We start from the raw sequence: 15,829 nt of genomic DNA on the forward strand, positions 1-15,829 counted from the left end.
CAGACCGCCGGCGGGGCTCTCCGCCGCTCCGCAGGGGTGAAGGGCGAGGGCAAGCTCTCCTTCCGCGATGGTACTTGCCAGCCGACCGGATCGTATCCTAGCCTTCCCCTTGCGCGCAACGGAGGAGGAAAGATGACTGACATGCGGGCAGAGGCGGATGCCCTGCCGGAGGTGGGACACGTCGCCGTGTCCGATATCAAAGACGTCCTGAAAGCCGGGCTCGCGGATTTTCTCAGGGCGCCGGCCTTCGGGCTCTTCTTCAGCGCGATCTACGTGGCCGGAGGGATCCTCATCTATCTGGTCTATACGGCGGCTGGACAGGAATGGTGGTTGGCCCCCGTCATCGTCGGCTTCCCGATCCTTGCCCCGTTCGCCGCGGTCGGGCTCTACGAGGTCAGCCGGCGGATCGAGGCGGGGGAACCGCTGGTCTGGCGTGAGGTTCTGGGCGTGGTCTTTTCCCAGAAGGACAGGCAGATCCCGTCAATAGCGGTGGTGATCCTTCTGATGTTCATGTTCTGGATCTTCGTCGCGCACTCGATCTTCGCGCTCTTCATGGGGCTTTCGGCGATGACCAACGTCACCTCTTCGCTGGCGATTCTGCTCGAAGGCAACGGACCGATCATGCTCCTTGTCGGGTCCGCCATCGGGGCCGGATTCGCGGCGGTCCTCTTCTCGATCACGGTGGCCGGCTTGCCGCTTCTTCTGGATCGGGAGGTCGATTTCGTCTCGGCGATGATCCTGTCGGTGAAATCGGTCTTGGCGAATATCGGGGCGATGATCGTCTGGGGTGTCGTGATCTCGGTGCTGCTCTTCCTCGGAATGCTGCCGCTTTTCCTCGGCCTCTTCCTTGTCTTGCCGATCCTCGGCCACGCGACCTGGCACATGTACCGGCGGCTGCTCGAAAGGTGACAGGGCCCCCCACCGGGCGCAAACGACAACGGGCGCCCAGGGGCGCCCGTCCGTTTCTGTTGCCGATCCGGTCAGATCGGGCGGTTACTTACTTGCCCGCGCTCGCAGCGGCCGGCGCGACGGCCGGCTTCTGCCCGCCGCTCGTGGCAAGCGGATCTTCCTGGCGCTGCACCGAACCTTCGAAATGCGCGCCCGACTCAATGGCGATCGTCTTGTGGATGATGTCGCCCTCGACCCGCGCCGTGGAGGTGAGACGAACCTTGAGGCCGCGCACGCGGCCGATGACCCGGCCGTTCACGACGATATCGTCCGCCACGATCTCGCCCTTGATCGTCGCGCTTTCGCCGACGGTCAGAAGATGCGCGCGGATATCGCCCTCGACGACGCCCTCGACCTGGATATCGCCCGAGGTCTTCACGTTCCCGGTGATCGTCAGGTCGGAGGACAGCACCGATGCCGGCGGCTTGGCCTTGGGTGCCGAAGAGGTGTAGTCGAAGGCAGGCTTCGTTGCGGCCGGCTCGGCAGCCTTGGGGTGATCGCTCTCTGCCCCCGCTTTCGGTCCGGGTTCATTGATCCTGCTTTTAGAAAACATTGTTCGCCGCCTTGATAAACGTCATCGGGTTGACTGCTGAGCCATTCACGCGCACCTCGTAGTGTAGATGGGTGCCTGTCGAACGACCGGTATTCCCCATATCACCGATCCGGTCCCCGCGCGAGACCTTTTGGCCGACCTCGACGCGCACTTTTGAGAGATGGCCGTATCGGGTTTCAAGCCCGAATTCATGGCGGATCTTGACGAGATTTCCATAGCCCGATTCCCATCCGGCATGGACGATTGTGCCATCCGCGGTGGCATAGACCGGCGAGCCGAGCGCACCGGCGAGGTCGGTTCCCTCATGCATCCGGCCCCAGCGCCGGCCAAAGCCCGACGTGTAGCGGAACGAGGTCTTGAGAGGCATCGCGAAGGGCGCCTTCTCGACGGCGAGCCGGTAGAGGTTCATCCGGTCGAGGCCTTCGAGGATCCGTCCCGCGCGCTCCGAATCCGGGTCGCCTCCGGGCGCGATCATCGGTGCGAGCGGGCCGAGCGGGCCGCCCTGGCCGGAATAGCCGCGCCGGACCTGATCGATCAGGTCGTCCGGATCGAGGCCGGCGGAGGAAAACATCTTGTCGAGCGGCGCCATCGAGATCGTCACCGCCTCTTCGAGGCTGGCGAAGATGTCGTCGTGACGCTCTTCGAGAAGCTTCATCTCGTAGGCGATCTCGTCGGCGTCGGCCTTGGCGTTGTCGGCAACTTCGGCCATCGCATCCCGCTCGACCGCGGTGCGCCCCAGCGCGGCCGTGACGAAGCCGAGCGTTTCGGCCACGTCCTCAGATGCGACGCCGCCGTTTGCGGTGCGCTGCGGCCCTTCGGAGGCGGCGGCGGCCAATTCGGCCACGCGGCGATTGGAATCGTCACGCTCGGTCATCGTGCGCCTGAGCGTCGACTGGATGACGCCGATTCCGGTTTCCAGCTCCTTGCGGCGTTCCTCGGACGCGAGAAGCGCGGACTGCATCGCCGAAACCTGCCCAAGGGCCAGCGCGAAGCGTTCCTGCGCGGCAACTGCCTCTTCGGCGCGCTTGTCGCGTTCCGTCGACAGCGCGTCCAGCCGCGCCTCATACGTCGCCTGCTCGCGCCGGGCCTGTTCGCGGGCATTGCCCGAACCGATCGAATCCATCAGGAGGATCGCCGTGGCGACAATGGTCCAGGCCAGGACGGCGGCAGACCCCGCAAGAGCGACGGCCTGTGTGACGGGCCGGAGGCGAACGAAACGTGTCTCGGTATCGGAGCGCAGAAAAAGTCGCTGTTCCGGAAGTCGGCGTTCGAGCGCCGCATGAAAGCGGCCAATGACACGTCCTGGCAAGCCTGCCCCCGTTATCTTGGTCATCCAGAGAGGCGGGTTCATATCCCCAAGAACCCGGCAAGGAGGGATTAGCAACCGTGACGGGTGCTCGCAAGACGTTTGAGCCCCGGGGCCGGGGGACCGGCCGGATCGCGCCGCTCTCGGCGAAATCCCGCCGATGTGCGCGTCCCGCCAGCCCGGAATTTTCTCATGATTACCGAGTCTTCAACGATAACCCGCCGTTCCGGGCGCGGTGGCGACCTCCTCGGCCAGAGGCCAGTAGAAGTCGGGCGGAAGCCCGGATTCGGCGCGCTTTTCCTCGTTGAACGGCGGCTTCAGCGGGCCGTGGAAATACTGCCGGACAAGGCGGTGGAAGACCTCCTTTGGGTCGATTCCGTCGCGTCCGCAGAGCCAGTTGAACCACTTCACCCCATAGGCGACATGGCCGACCTCGTCGGCGTAGATCGTGCGCAAGGCCGCGACGGCGGCCGCATCGCCGGCTTTTTCGAAAATCCCGATCATTCCCGGCGTCACATCCAGCCCGCGTGCCTCAAGCACCATCGGCACGACGGCGAGGCGGCCCAGCAGATCTCCGGCGGTATCCTCCGCCGCGCGCCACATGAAGGCATGGGCGGGCAGCGCGCCGTAGTGGCTGCCCAGACTCTCAAGACAATCACAGAGAAGGTTGAAATGCTTGGATTCCTCGTCCGCCGACTTCACCCAGTCATCGTAGAAACCGGGCGGCATCGGCACCTCGGTGAAGCGGGCGATGATGTCCCAGTGCAGATCCACCGCATTGAGTTCGATATGCGCCAGCGCGTGCAGAAGGGCGATCCGTCCCTGCGGGCTGCCGGTGCGTCGGCGCGGCACGTCGCGCGGCGGCAGGAGTTCTGGCGTTTCCGGGCGCGCGGGCCGCAACGGCGGTTCCGCATGGCCAACCTCCAACGGCGCGCCTGCGTCCCATGCGGCCCGCCAGCGGGCCGCATGGGCATGCGACAGGGCGGTCTTCGCGCGCCCGTCGGCGGTGGTCAGAACCTCCACCGCCATTTCGGCGAGCGTGAGGGTCACAGCGCCCGCGCCGCGTCGAGGACCTCGGTCGCATGGCCATCGACCTTCACCGACGGCCAGATCCGGGCGATCGTTCCCGTTCCGTCGATCAGGAAGGTGAAACGGGTAATGCCCATGTAGGTCTTCCCGTACATCTTCTTTTCGCCCCAGACACCGTAGCGTTCGCAGGTGTCGCCCCCTTCGTCAGAGGCGAGAATCACGCCAAGTCCGTGTTTCTTGCAGAACCGGTCATGCGCCTTCACGCTGTCCTTGGACAATCCGACGACAACCGTGCCCGCCTCTGCGAACTCGTCCGACAGACGGGTGAAGTCCAGCGCCTCGGTCGTGCAGCCGGGCGTGTCGTCCTTGGGGTAGAAATAGAGAACCACCTTCTTCGGCGCGAGGCCGGAGAGAGAGACCGTGCCGCCGCCGTCGCGCGGGAGGGTGAAATCGGGGGCCTTGTCGCCTTCGCTGAGCATCTCTCTGCCTTCCTTTGCCGTGAGCTTCCGCTTTGTGTTTTAATCCGGTTTCCGCAAAGATAAAGGGAGGCCCGGAAGCGACCTGCCATCAAGGCGGGAACGGGCAGGGCGGCAGGATGACGGAAAAGGACGCGACGACGGGCTCCGCACCCGCCCCGAAGCCGCATTGGCGGCATCCGGGGCTGTGGCTGCTTGCGCTTGCCGCCGTTCTTCTGATCCTCGTCAATATCGGGCTGGGCCTGACCGGCAAGGTGATCTCCGCCCCGGCCTGGGTGGTGGAGCGGATCGAGGCGCGGGCGAACCTGGCCCTCGCCGGGGTCGCATCGGCCAAGGTCGGGGGGGCGGAACTTGTCGTCGACGGCCGTTTCGTGCCGCATGTCCGGCTTCGGGCGGTCGAGCTTTTCGCGCCGAGCGGTGCCCGGATCGCGATCCTGCCGGATCTGCGCACGACCCTGAAGGCGCAACCGATCCTGCGCGGCAGGCTGGAGCCGCGTACGCTCTCGATGTTCGGCGCGCAGATCGCGCTGCGCCGGTTGCCGGACGGAAGCCTCGACCTGTCGGTCGGCGCCGACATGACCGGGGTGGCGGGGGCGCTCGGGCCGGCGGAGGTCGTGAAGGCGGTCGATGCGGCCTTTGCCCTGCCGGTGCTGAACGGGATCGAACGGATCACGGTCGAGGGGCTGGACCTTCGCCTCCGCGACGATCGCAGCGGGCAGGTCTGGAATGCGGCGGGCGGCTGGCTCGCCTTCAACCAGACTGCGGCAGAGATCGGGATCGACCTCGGTTTCACGGTGGAAGAGGCCGGGCGGCGACAAGCACGGGCGCAGATCAGTTTCACGTCGGTCAAGGGCTCGCCCGAGTCGACGCTGTCGGCGCGGATCACGGATGTGTCGGCCCGCGATCTTGCCACGCAATCGCCGGCCCTTGCCTGGCTCGCGGCGCTCGACGCGCCGATTTCCGGGTCGATCCGCTCCGGTATTGCGGCCGATGGTAGTTACAGCGACCTGAACGCGACGCTTGAAATCGGCGCGGGCGCGCTGCAACCGACGGAAGGAACCAAGCCGGTGCGGTTCGACCGGGCGCGGATTGATCTCGATTACGATCCCGCAACCGGCGAAATCGTCTTTCCCGATATCGCACTGGACGGTCCGGCGCTGCAGGTCCGGGCCGGCGCGAAAGCCTGGTTGAAGGATGTGAAGAACGGGCTTCCGAGTGCGCTTGTGGGGCAGGTGAAGATCACCGACCTGAAGGCGGATCCCGAAGGGCTTTTTGCCGATCCGGTCACGTTCAGCGAAGGGGCGCTCGACTTCCGCCTGGCGCTCGACCCGTTCCGTGTCGATCTTGGCCAGCTTGTTCTTCTGGACGGCGACCGGCGGATCAGCGCCAAGGGCGATATCACGACCGCGCCCGAGGGCTGGGCGGTCGCGCTCGACGTCGCGATCAACCGGATCGAAAGCGAACGGCTGCTGGCCTTATGGCCGGTTGCGGCGGTGCCGAAGACGCGCGCCTGGCTCGAGGAAAACGTCGCGACGAGCGAGCTTTTCGCCGTGAAGTCGGCGTTCCGGCTCAGGCCGGGGACCGATCCGCATTTCATGCTCGGCTGGGAGTTCAGGGATACCGAGGTTCGCATCCTCAAGACCCTGCCGCCGGTCGAAGAAGGGGCGGGCTATGCGACGATCAATGGCTACACCTACACGCTCGTGGTCGATCGCGGCCACGTGACCGCGCCCGAAGGCGGACGGGTCGAGATGGCCGGGTCGGTGATGGAAATTCCCGACCTCCGGATCAAGCCGGCACCCGCGCGGTTCACCTTGCGAACCGACAGTGCCATCACCGCGGCGCTTTCGCTGCTCGATCAGCCGCCCTTTCAGTTCCTCACGAAATCCGAACGGCCCGTCGATCTGGCCGAGGGACGGGCGCGGGTCGAGGCGGTGCTCGAATTCGCGCTGGCGCCGAAGATCGCGACCGAGGATGTCGATTACAATGTCAAGGCCGAGCTGTCAGACGTCAGGTCCGAGAAGATCGCGCCGGGGCGGATGTTGGCTGCCGGTGCGCTGACCCTGACCGCGAACCGCGCGGGGATGGAGATTTCAGGTCCGGCCACGCTCTCCGGCATACCTATTGACGTGAGGTGGCGGCAGGAGTTCACGCCGGAGCAGAAGGGCAAAAGCCGCGTGGACGGCACGATGGAGCTTTCCCGACGCGCGCTTGAAGCGTTCGGGGTAGAGTTGCCGAAGGGGACGGTCTCCGGCACCGGGCGGGCGACGGTCACGCTCGACCTCGCGAAGGGCGAGGCGACGGATTTCGCCATTGCGTCCGACCTTGCCGGCGTGACCCTGCGTATCCCCGAGATCGGATGGTCGAAAACCGCCGTCCAGCGCGGCCGGTTCGCGATCCGCGGGCGGCTTGGCCAGCCGGCCGAGATCGACCGGATGGAGCTTGCGGCCGCCGGGCTGACCGTCGCCGGCGATCTGGTGCTGAAAGCCGATGGTGGGTTCGACGCGGCGCGGTTCGGCACCGCCCGGCTCGGCAACTGGTTCGATGGTCAGGTGAACCTGACGGGGCGCGGCAAGGGACAGTCGGTCGGGGTCACCGTCAACAGCGGCCGGCTCGATCTCAGGCGGGCAACCTTCGGCGCGGGCGGCGGCAGCGGGGGCGGCCCGATCACCGTCGCACTCGACCGGCTCCAAGTATCGGACGGCGTCGCGCTGACCGGCTTTCGCGGCAATTTCACGACCCGCACGGGCTTTACCGGCGATTTCACCGGCAGGGTCAATGGCGAGGCGCCGGTCCGGGGCTCCGTCCTGCCCGACGGCGCGCGCAGCGCCTTTCGCATCACCGCCGATGATGCCGGGTCCGTCCTGCGCGCGGCGGGCGTCTTCACCCGCGGCGTCGGCGGAGCCTTCGACATGGCGCTTCGGCCGCTGGCCGCCGACGGCCAGTATGACGGCACCCTCGCGATCCGGGGAATCCGTGTCGTCGATGCGCCGGCGCTGGCCGATCTTCTCGATGCGATCTCGGTCGTGGGGCTTCTGAGCCAATTGAATGGCCCCGGTATCCTTTTCAGCGATGTCAAAGGCCGGTTCCACCTGACGCCATCGGCGGTCGAGATCCGCGAGGGCTCCGCCGTTGGTCCCTCGCTCGGCATCTCGGCCGCGGGCACCTATCAGGCCGGCGCCGGTCAGCTGGACCTTCAGGGCACGATTTCGCCGGTCTACATGCTGAACGGAATCGGTCAGATCTTCTCGAAAAGACGCGAGGGGCTGTTCGGGTTCAACTATCGACTGACCGGGCGCGCCGACGATCCGAAGGTCACTGTCAATCCGCTGTCGATCTTCACGCCGGGCATGTTCCGCGAGATCTTCCGCGCCGAACCTCCGAAGCTGAGCCAATGAACCTGAACGACTTCGACTTCGACCTTCCCGAGGGTCTGATCGCCACGCGTCCGGTGCGCCCGCGCAGCGCCGCGCGGCTTCTCGTGGCCGAGGGCGACACTATACGAGACCTGCATGTCGCCGATTTGCCGGATCTTCTCGGCCCCGGCGACCGGCTTGTCCTGAACGATACGAAGGTCATCCCGGCGCGCCTGTCCGGCACGCGCACCCGGGAAACGGGGCAGGGGCCCGTGACGGCAAGGGTCGAGGCGACGCTTCTGGAGCCGCGTCCCGGCGGGCATTGGGCGGCCCTCGCGAAGCCGCTCCGCAAGCTCCGGGAGGCGGAGGTCATCCGCTTTTCCGACCGTCTCTCGGCCACCGTCGAACGTATCACCGAAGGGCAGGCGGAGCTGTCGTTCAACCTTTCCGGCGCCGATTTCGACGCCGCCCTTGCCGAGGCCGGTCAGATGCCGCTGCCGCCCTATATCGCCGCGCTGCGCGCGCCCGACGCGCAGGATTCCGAGGATTACCAGACCGTCTTCGCCCGCGCGGCCGGAGCGGTCGCGGCCCCCACGGCATCGCTGCATTTCGACGACGCGCTTCTCGCCAGGCTCGCCGCGAAGGGCGTCGCCTTCACCCATGTGACCCTTCACGTCGGGGCCGGCACCTTCCTGCCGGTGAAGGTGGAGGACGTGACCACGCACCGGATGCATTCCGAATGGGGCGAGGTCACCGAAAAGGCCGCCGCCGAGATCAACGCGACCCGTGCCGCCGGCGGGCGGGTGATCCCGGTCGGCACCACGGCGTTGCGGCTGATCGAAAGTGCCGCCGACGAGACGGGGCGCGTCCGTCCGTGGCGCGGACCGACAGACATCTTCATCTATCCCGGCCATGCGTTCCGGGTGACCGACGGGCTCATGACCAATTTCCACTTGCCGAAATCGACGCTTCTGATGCTCGTCTCGGCGCTGATGGGGACGGGCCGGATCCGCCGGATCTATGCGCATGCCATCGCATCGGGCTACCGCTTTTTCTCCTACGGCGATGCCTCGCTTCTTCTGCCGGAACGGCGCGGTCCGCCGACCTCCGGTCGCCCACAGGCCTGAACCCCGTCCTTTTTCTGGCCAGACTGGCCGCCCGCGGAGTAAATAGATTTCGATGCTGACCGTTCTGCGCAATTCCTGGGCCCTTCTCCTGGGCATCATGCTCCTGATGCTTGGCAACGGCATGCAGGGCACCCTTCTCGGCATCCGGGGCGGGATCGAGGGTTTTTCGACCACGCAGATGTCCTACGTCATGTCGGCCTATTTCCTCGGCTTCCTCTTCGGCTCGCGCATGACGCCGGAGATGCTGCGGAGGGTGGGCCATGTCCGCGTCTTCGCCGCGCTCGGGTCGATGATCTCGGCGGTCCTCGTGCTGTATGCGGCGGCTCCGGACTGGATGGCCTGGGCGGCGATGCGGGTGGTGATCGGGTTTTCCTTCTCGGGCGTCTACATCACGGCCGAAAGCTGGCTGAACGACGCGTCCACGAACGAAACCAGGGGGCAGGCGCTGTCGCTCTACATGATCATGCAGATGATCGGCATCGTGGCCGCGCAGGCGATGCTGAACATGGGGGATCCCTCGGGCTACATCCTGTTCGTCATCCCCTCCGTCCTCGTCTCGCTGGCCTTCACGCCGATCCTTCTCTCGGTCGCGCAGGCACCGGCATTCGAGACGACGAAGCCGCTGAGCTTTGTCGCGCTTTACCGTGCCTCGCCCCTCGGCTGCGTCGGGATGTTCCTGCTTGGCGGTGTCTTCTCCGCGCAGTTCGGCATGTCGTCGGTCTGGGGCACACAGGCGGGGCTCAGTGTCCGCAACATCTCGATCTTCGTCGCGGCGATCTATGTCGGCGGATTGGTCTTTCAGTATCCGATCGGCTGGGCGTCGGACCGGATCGGGCGGCGGATGCTGGTGCTCGGCTTGTCCGCGCTGGGCGGTGTGGTGATGCTCTGGGCCACGATCTTCGACCTCGGCTTTATCAGCCTTCTCGTCGTCGCGGTGTTGATGGGCGGCATTTCCAACCCGCTTTATTCGCTTCTCGTCGCGTATACCAACGACTTCCTCGACAATTCCGACATGGCCGCGGCCTCTGCGGGGCTGATCTTCATCAACGGTCTCGGGGCGATCACCGGCCCGCTGATCACCGGCTGGATCATGGAGAAGATCGGGCCGAACGGCTATTTCCTGTTCATGGGGATCCTGTTCCTGGCGCTCGCGCTTTATGCCGGCTGGCGGATGACGCGCCGGCGCGCGGCGCCGGCGGCCCATGTCGGCGCCTTCGCGCCGCTGTCCCCGACGGCGAGCGCGCTTGCCGTCGAGGCCGTGATGGAAGCGGCGCAGGACTCCGGCGACGAACCGGCAGCTTAGGACTGGAAATCACGGCCCCTTCCTGCAAATCTGAGGATGATGCAGCGAGGGAGGAGGCCGCCATGTCCGAATCTGGAGCGATCCTGGATTTCTGGCTGACCGAGATCGGACCATCCGGCTGGTACCGGGCTGACGACGAGGTCGATGCGGAGATCCGCGCCCGGTTCCAGCCCGCGTGGGAGGACGCGCGGGCAGGGCACCGGGATTTCTGGCTGAACGGCCCGCGCGGCACGCTCGCCTTCCTGATCCTGACCGACCAGTTCCCGCGCAACATGTTTCGCGGCGATCCGCGGTCCTTCGCGACCGATGCCCGCGCCCGCGCCGCCGCCGAAGCCGCCATCGCCCACGGCTGGGACATGGAGGTGGCCGAACCCGCGCGGCAGTTCTTCTATCTCCCGATGGTGCATTCGGAGGAAATGGCGGATCAGGACCGGGCCATCGCCCTCTTCACGAGCTCGATGCCCGAAACAGGGGCGTCGAACCTCACACATGCACGGGCGCACCGCGAGATCATCCGCCGCTTCGGCCGCTTTCCCTTTCGCAATGAGGCGCTCGGGCGTGACACCACGAAAGAGGAGGCCGCATTTCTTGACGCGGGCGGTTACGGCGCAATCCTGCGCGAGCTTGAAAAACAGGGCTGAATTCAGTCATGCGCCAGGTGCAAGCGGCCACGGCGCCACGCGCATTGTGCGGAATCGAAAATTAGTTTAATGGCGAACTACTTTTTCTGAGGGAGGAAAGACATGGCTGCGAAGACATTCGACATGATCGTGATCGGCGCGGGCCCCGGCGGCTATGTGGCCGCGATCCGCGGGGCGCAACTGGGCCTGAACGTCGCGATCGTCGAACGCGAGCATCTTGGCGGCATCTGCCTCAACTGGGGCTGCATCCCGACGAAGGCGCTCCTGCGCTCGGCCGAAGTCTTTCACCTGATGCACCGCGCCAAGGAATTCGGACTGAAGGCCGACGGGATCGGCTATGACCTCGACGCGGTCGTGCAGCGGTCGCGCGGCGTCGCCAAGCAGCTTTCCGGCGGCATCGGCCACCTGATGAAGAAGAACAAGATCACCGTCTTCATGGGCGAGGCGACGTTGCCGAAGAAGGGCGTCGTCAGCGTCAAGACCGACAAGGGGACGGAGGAACTGACCGCGAAGGCCATCGTTCTGGCGACCGGTGCGCGGGCGCGGGAACTGCCGGGGCTGGAGGCCGACGGCGATCTCGTCTGGACCTACAAGCACGCGCTCCAACCGAAGCGGATGCCGAAAAAGCTCCTCGTGATCGGATCGGGCGCCATCGGGATCGAATTCGCCAGCTTCTTCAACACGCTCGGCGCCGACACGACCGTTGTTGAGGTGATGGACCGGGTGCTGCCGGTCGAGGACGCCGAGATTTCCGCCTTCGCCAAGAAAGCCTTCGTGAAGCAGGGCATGAAGATCATGGAGAAATCCACGGTCAAGAAGCTCGACCGCGCCAAGGGCAAGGTCACCGCCCATATCGAGGCGGGCGGCAAGACCGAGACGATGGAGTTCGACACGGTCATCTCCGCCGTCGGCATCGTCGGCAATGTCGAGAACCTCGGACTGGAGAATCTGGGCGTGAAGGTCGACCGCACCCATGTCGTCACCGACGAGTTCTGCCGGACCGGCGTCGAGGGGCTCTACGCCATCGGCGACATCGCGGGCGCACCCTGGCTTGCCCACAAGGCCAGCCACGAAGGCGTGATGGTCGCCGAACTGATCGCCGGCAAGCATCCGCACCCGATCAAGCCGAACTCCATCGCCGGCTGCACCTATTGCCACCCGCAGGTGGCCTCCGTCGGTCTCACCGAGGCCAAGGCCACGGAAGCGGGGCACGAGGTCAAGGTCGGCCGCTTCCCCTTCATCGGCAACGGCAAGGCGATCGCGCTCGGGGAGGCCGAGGGGCTGGTGAAGACCATCTTCGACGCCAAGACCGGAGAGCTTCTGGGCGCCCACATGGTCGGTGCCGAGGTGACGGAGATGATCCAGGGCTATGTCATCGGCCGGACGCTGGAGACGACGGAGGCCGAGTTGATGGAGACCGTGTTCCCGCATCCGACGCTTTCGGAAATGATGCACGAGGCGGTGCTCGACGCTTACGGCCGCGTCATCCACATGTGATCCTCGTCCGCCGTCCGTGGGGCGGACCCGGACCGTGGGCCCTTCGATGGGCCCACGCGCGCCGGGATATTCCGGGCGTTGGTCGTCAGACGCTTTCGACCGCGCCGCCGGCGGCGTGCCAGTCATAGAAGCCGCCGATGTTGTGGACCTCGCGGTGGCCCATCGCGTTCAGCATCTGCGCCGCCATCTGGCTGCGCCCGCCCGACGCGCAGTAGACCGCCAAGGGCTTTCCTTCGGAGAGTTCCGCAAGGCATTCCGGGCTCGACGGGTCGCATTTCATCTTGAGCATCATCAGCGGCACGTGCAGCGCGCCCGCGGCCCGGCCGGAGGCGGCAAGCTCGGTTCGGTCGCGCACGTCGATCAGGACCATCTCGCCCGCCTCTACCTTGGCGACCGCTTCGGCGGCGCTGAAGCGGGCGGCGGAGGGTTTCAGGAAGGAAAGCATCGGGTCTGGCCTTTCGGGACGGGGATCTGCGCCATGATGTGTCCCGGTCGCGGTCGTCTTTCAAGACCTTCCACGAAAAAACATTCAAAAAATTGAATTCGACGGAATTCACCCCCAGATCAACGCCGGCGGTTTCAGCGATCTGCCCGAAAATTGCGCCCGCGGATGTCGGGGCGCCCGAATGGCGCGACGCGGGGCCCGGCAGGTTCTTGCTATGTTCTCTTTTTCGGGTTGGAGACTCGCCGGTCATGCACTATCTGTTAACCGCTGATTGCGGGGGCATGGATGGCCGAGCAGAAATTCATCGAGGTTCGCGGCGCGCGCGAGCACAATCTCAAGAATATCGACGTCGATATTCCGCGCGACCAGTTGACGGTGATCACCGGGCTTTCGGGCTCCGGCAAGTCCTCGCTCGCCTTCGACACGATCTATGCCGAGGGCCAGCGGCGCTACGTGGAATCGCTTTCCGCCTATGCGCGCCAGTTCCTCGACATGATGGGCAAGCCCGATGTCGACCATATCTCGGGCCTCAGCCCCGCGATCTCCATCGAGCAGAAGACGACCTCGAAGAACCCGCGCTCGACGGTCGGGACGGTGACGGAGATCTACGACTATCTGAGGCTTCTCTTCGCGCGCGTGGGCACGCCCTACAGCCCGGCGACCGGCAAGCCGATCGAGGCGCAGCAGGTGCAGGACATGGTCGATGCCGTGATGGCGATGGAGGAGGGGACGCGCGGCTACCTGATGGCGCCGATCGTCCGCGACCGGAAAGGCGAATACCGCAAGGAGTTCCTCGAGCTCCGCAAGCAGGGCTTCCAGCGCGTCAAGGTCGACGGGCAGTTCTACGAGCTGGAGGAACCGCCGACGCTCGACAAGAAGTTCCGCCACGACATCGATGTGGTGGTCGACCGGATCGTCGTGCGCGAAGGCTTGGAAACGCGGCTCGCCGACAGTTTCCGCACCGCGCTGAACCTCGCCGACGGCATCGCGATCCTTGAGACGGCGCCAACCGAGGGCGACCCCGAGAGGATCACGTTCAGCGAGAAATTCGCCTGCCCGGTCAGCGGCTTCACGATCCCCGAGATCGAGCCGCGTCTCTTTTCCTTCAACGCCCCCTTCGGCGCCTGTCCCGCCTGCGACGGGCTGGGGGTAGAGCTCTTTTTCGACGAACGGCTGGTCGTTCCGGACGTGACGCTGAAGCTGAAGGACGGGGCGCTCGCGCCGTGGAACAAGGGCAAGTCGCCCTATTTCATCCAGACCATCGACGCTTTGGCGAAGCACTACGGCTTCGACGCCAGAAAGCCCTGGAAGGATCTGCCGGAGAAGGCGCAGAACCTGTTCCTGTACGGCTCGGGCGAGGAGGAGATCGAGTTCCGCTTCGACGAGGGTGGGCGCGTTTACACGGTGTCGCGGACGTTCGAGGGTGTGATCCCGAACATGGAACGGCGCTACCGCGAAACCGACAGCGCCTGGGTCCGCGAGGAATTCGAGCGCTACCAGAACAACCGCCCCTGCGGCACTTGCGGCGGCCATCGTCTGCGCCCGGAGGCGCTCGCGGTGAAGATCGCCGGTCTCCATGTCGGCGAGGTCGTGCAGATGTCGATCAAGGAGGCCTATGCCTGGATCGACACGGTTCCCGGAAAGCTGACCAAGCAACGGAACGAGATCGCCCGGCTGATCCTCAAGGAGATCCGTGAACGCCTTGGATTCCTGAACAATGTCGGCCTCGAATACCTGACGCTCAGCCGCAATGCCGGGACCTTGTCAGGCGGCGAAAGCCAGCGGATTCGCCTGGCAAGCCAGATCGGGTCCGGTCTGACGGGCGTGCTCTACGTCCTCGACGAACCGTCGATCGGGCTTCACCAGCGCGACAATGACCGGCTTCTGGGAACGCTGAAGAACCTGCGCGATCAGGGCAACACGGTTCTCGTCGTCGAGCATGACGAAGAAGCGATCCGCGAGGCCGACTATGTCTTCGACATCGGCCCCGGTGCCGGCGTCCACGGTGGGCAGGTCGTCGCGCGCGGCACGCCGGCGGAGATTGCGGGCGACCCTGCGTCGCTCACCGGGCAGTATTTGTCGGGCGCGCGGGAAATCGCGGTGCCGAAGCATCGCCGTGCCGGCAACGGCAAGAAGCTGACCGTGGTGAAGGCGACCGGCAACAACCTCAAGGACATGACCGCGGAGTTTCCGCTTGGCCGTTTCGTCTGCGTCACCGGCGTCTCGGGCGGGGGCAAGTCGACGCTGACGGTCGAGACCCTCTACAAGAACGCGGCCCTCCGCCTCAACGGCGCGCGGGAGACCCCGTCGCCCTGCGAGACGATCAAGGGGTTCGAGCATCTCGACAAGGTCATCGACATCGACCAGCGCCCGATTGGCCGCACGCCCCGGAGCAACCCGGCCACCTATACCGGGGCCTTCACCCCGATCCGCGACTGGTTCGCGGGACTTCCCGAGGCGAAGGCGCGCGGATATCAGCCGGGGCGCTTTTCGTTCAACGTGAAGGGTGGGCGCTGCGAGGCCTGTCAGGGCGACGGTGTCATCAAGATCGAGATGCACTTCCTTCCCGACGTCTATGTCACCTGCGAGACGTGCAAGGGCCACCGCTACAACCGCGAAACGCTGGAGATCAAGTTCAAGGGCAAGTCCATCGCCGACGTGCTGGAGATGACGGTCGAGGATGCGCAGGCGTTTTTCGCGGCCGTCCCTGCGATCCGCGAGAAGATGGACGCGCTGGTCCGTGTCGGGCTTGGCTATATCAAGGTCGGCCAGCAGGCCACCACGCTCTCGGGCGGCGAGGCGCAGCGCGTAAAGCTGTCGAAGGAACTCTCCAGAAGGTCCACGGGTCGGACTTTGTATATTCTGGATGAGCCGACAACGGGTTTGCACTTCGAAGATGTTCGAAAATTGCTGGAGGTGCTTCACGAACTGGTGGAGCAGGGCAACACCGTGGTTGTGATCGAGCACAACCTCGACGTGATCAAGACCGCCGACTGGATTATCGACATCGGGCCGGAGGGCGGCGATGGCGGTGGAGAGATCGTCGCGACCGGAACGCCGGAGGATGTGGCGAAGGTCGAGCGTAGTCACACGGGCCGCTATCTCGCGCCGATGCTGAAACCCCGCCGGGTGGCGGCGGAGTGAGCGC

At 65.6% G+C, this 15,829-nt stretch carries 12 protein-coding genes; 7 read left to right on the forward strand and 5 right to left on the reverse strand.

Annotated features, from left to right (window positions below; all coding sequences use genetic code 11):
- Positions 1–141: 141 nt before the first annotated feature.
- Positions 142–909 (forward strand): DUF2189 domain-containing protein, encoded by a 768-nt coding sequence (locus V5734_RS09390; RefSeq protein WP_432759681.1) that lies wholly within the window; start codon positions 142–144, stop codon positions 907–909.
- Positions 910–997: 88 nt separating this feature from the next.
- Here V5734_RS09390 and V5734_RS09395 read toward each other — a convergent pair whose 3' ends face one another.
- From V5734_RS09395 to V5734_RS09410, 4 genes are all read right to left on the reverse strand, one after another.
- Positions 998–1,501 carry a bactofilin family protein gene (locus V5734_RS09395; RefSeq protein WP_347313237.1) on the reverse strand — a complete coding sequence of 168 codons (504 nt, stop codon included), beginning with the start codon at positions 1,499–1,501 and terminating at the stop codon, positions 998–1,000.
- On the reverse strand, positions 1,491–2,834 hold the full coding sequence (locus tag V5734_RS09400; RefSeq protein ID WP_432759677.1) for a DUF5930 domain-containing protein: 1,344 nt from the start codon (positions 2,832–2,834) through the stop codon (positions 1,491–1,493). Before V5734_RS09400 ends, V5734_RS09395 begins: the two co-directional genes overlap by 11 nt.
- Positions 2,835–3,014: 180 nt before the next feature.
- Positions 3,015–3,836: a ferritin-like domain-containing protein gene (locus V5734_RS09405; RefSeq protein ID WP_347313607.1), complete on the reverse strand. Its 822-nt coding sequence runs from the start codon at positions 3,834–3,836 to the stop codon at positions 3,015–3,017.
- A gap of 17 nt (positions 3,837–3,853) precedes the next feature.
- The gene (locus tag V5734_RS09410) at positions 3,854–4,315 is read right to left on the reverse strand and encodes a peroxiredoxin (RefSeq protein WP_347313239.1); all 462 of its coding nucleotides are present in this window, start codon (positions 4,313–4,315) and stop codon (positions 3,854–3,856) included.
- A 116-nt stretch (positions 4,316–4,431) separates the two neighbouring features.
- On the opposite strand from V5734_RS09410, the gene V5734_RS09415 reads away from it, so the two are divergent.
- The 5 genes from V5734_RS09415 (at position 4,432) to lpdA (ending at position 12,236) form a co-directional block, all read left to right on the forward strand.
- Positions 4,432–7,710 (forward strand): AsmA-like C-terminal region-containing protein, encoded by a 3,279-nt coding sequence (locus tag V5734_RS09415; protein ID WP_347313240.1) that lies wholly within the window; start codon positions 4,432–4,434, stop codon positions 7,708–7,710.
- Complete coding sequence (gene queA, locus V5734_RS09420; RefSeq protein WP_347313241.1) at positions 7,707–8,795, forward strand: tRNA preQ1(34) S-adenosylmethionine ribosyltransferase-isomerase QueA; 1,089 nt, start codon at positions 7,707–7,709, stop codon at positions 8,793–8,795. Before V5734_RS09415 ends, queA begins: the two co-directional genes overlap by 4 nt.
- 52 nt (positions 8,796–8,847) lie before the next feature.
- Complete coding sequence (locus V5734_RS09425; protein ID WP_347313242.1) at positions 8,848–10,098, forward strand: MFS transporter; 1,251 nt, start codon at positions 8,848–8,850, stop codon at positions 10,096–10,098.
- Positions 10,099–10,160: 62 nt separating this feature from the next.
- Positions 10,161–10,739, forward strand: coding sequence for a DUF924 family protein (locus tag V5734_RS09430; protein ID WP_347313243.1), 579 nt, complete (start codon positions 10,161–10,163; stop codon positions 10,737–10,739).
- 102 nt (positions 10,740–10,841) lie between these two features.
- Entirely contained in the window at positions 10,842–12,236 is a 1,395-nt protein-coding gene (gene lpdA / locus V5734_RS09435) for a dihydrolipoyl dehydrogenase (protein WP_347313244.1), read from the forward strand.
- Between the two features lie 85 nt (positions 12,237–12,321).
- Here lpdA and V5734_RS09440 read toward each other — a convergent pair whose 3' ends face one another.
- Entirely contained in the window at positions 12,322–12,681 is a 360-nt protein-coding gene (locus tag V5734_RS09440; protein WP_347313245.1) for a rhodanese-like domain-containing protein, read from the reverse strand.
- Positions 12,682–12,966: 285 nt separating this feature from the next.
- Here V5734_RS09440 and uvrA point away from each other — a divergent pair, with 285 nt between their 5' ends.
- Entirely contained in the window at positions 12,967–15,825 is a 2,859-nt protein-coding gene (uvrA, locus tag V5734_RS09445) for an excinuclease ABC subunit UvrA (protein WP_347313246.1), read from the forward strand.
- The last annotated feature ends 4 nt before the right edge of the window (positions 15,826–15,829 follow it).

The organism is Defluviimonas sp. SAOS-178_SWC (genome assembly GCF_039830135.1).
Classification (GTDB): Bacteria; Pseudomonadota; Alphaproteobacteria; order Rhodobacterales; family Rhodobacteraceae; genus Albidovulum.

Excerpts from the sequence above, each read along its gene's own strand:
- lpdA (WP_347313244.1), top strand. The coding sequence starts at position 10,842 with ATGGCTGCGAAGACATTCGACATGATCGTGATCGGCGCGGGCCCCGGC.
- V5734_RS09395 (WP_347313237.1), bottom strand. The coding sequence starts at position 1,501 with ATGTTTTCTAAAAGCAGGATCAATGAACCCGGACCGAAAGCGGGGGCA.
- V5734_RS09405 (WP_347313607.1), bottom strand. The coding sequence starts at position 3,836 with ATGGCGGTGGAGGTTCTGACCACCGCCGACGGGCGCGCGAAGACCGCC.
- queA (WP_347313241.1), top strand. The coding sequence starts at position 7,707 with ATGAACCTGAACGACTTCGACTTCGACCTTCCCGAGGGTCTGATCGCC.
- V5734_RS09415 (WP_347313240.1), top strand. The coding sequence starts at position 4,432 with ATGACGGAAAAGGACGCGACGACGGGCTCCGCACCCGCCCCGAAGCCG.
- V5734_RS09440 (WP_347313245.1), bottom strand. The coding sequence starts at position 12,681 with ATGCTTTCCTTCCTGAAACCCTCCGCCGCCCGCTTCAGCGCCGCCGAA.
- V5734_RS09400 (WP_432759677.1), bottom strand. The coding sequence starts at position 2,834 with ATGACCAAGATAACGGGGGCAGGCTTGCCAGGACGTGTCATTGGCCGC.
- uvrA (WP_347313246.1), top strand. The coding sequence starts at position 12,967 with ATGGCCGAGCAGAAATTCATCGAGGTTCGCGGCGCGCGCGAGCACAAT.
- V5734_RS09425 (WP_347313242.1), top strand. The coding sequence starts at position 8,848 with ATGCTGACCGTTCTGCGCAATTCCTGGGCCCTTCTCCTGGGCATCATG.
- V5734_RS09390 (WP_432759681.1), top strand. The coding sequence starts at position 142 with ATGCGGGCAGAGGCGGATGCCCTGCCGGAGGTGGGACACGTCGCCGTG.
- V5734_RS09410 (WP_347313239.1), bottom strand. The coding sequence starts at position 4,315 with ATGCTCAGCGAAGGCGACAAGGCCCCCGATTTCACCCTCCCGCGCGAC.
- V5734_RS09430 (WP_347313243.1), top strand. The coding sequence starts at position 10,161 with ATGTCCGAATCTGGAGCGATCCTGGATTTCTGGCTGACCGAGATCGGA.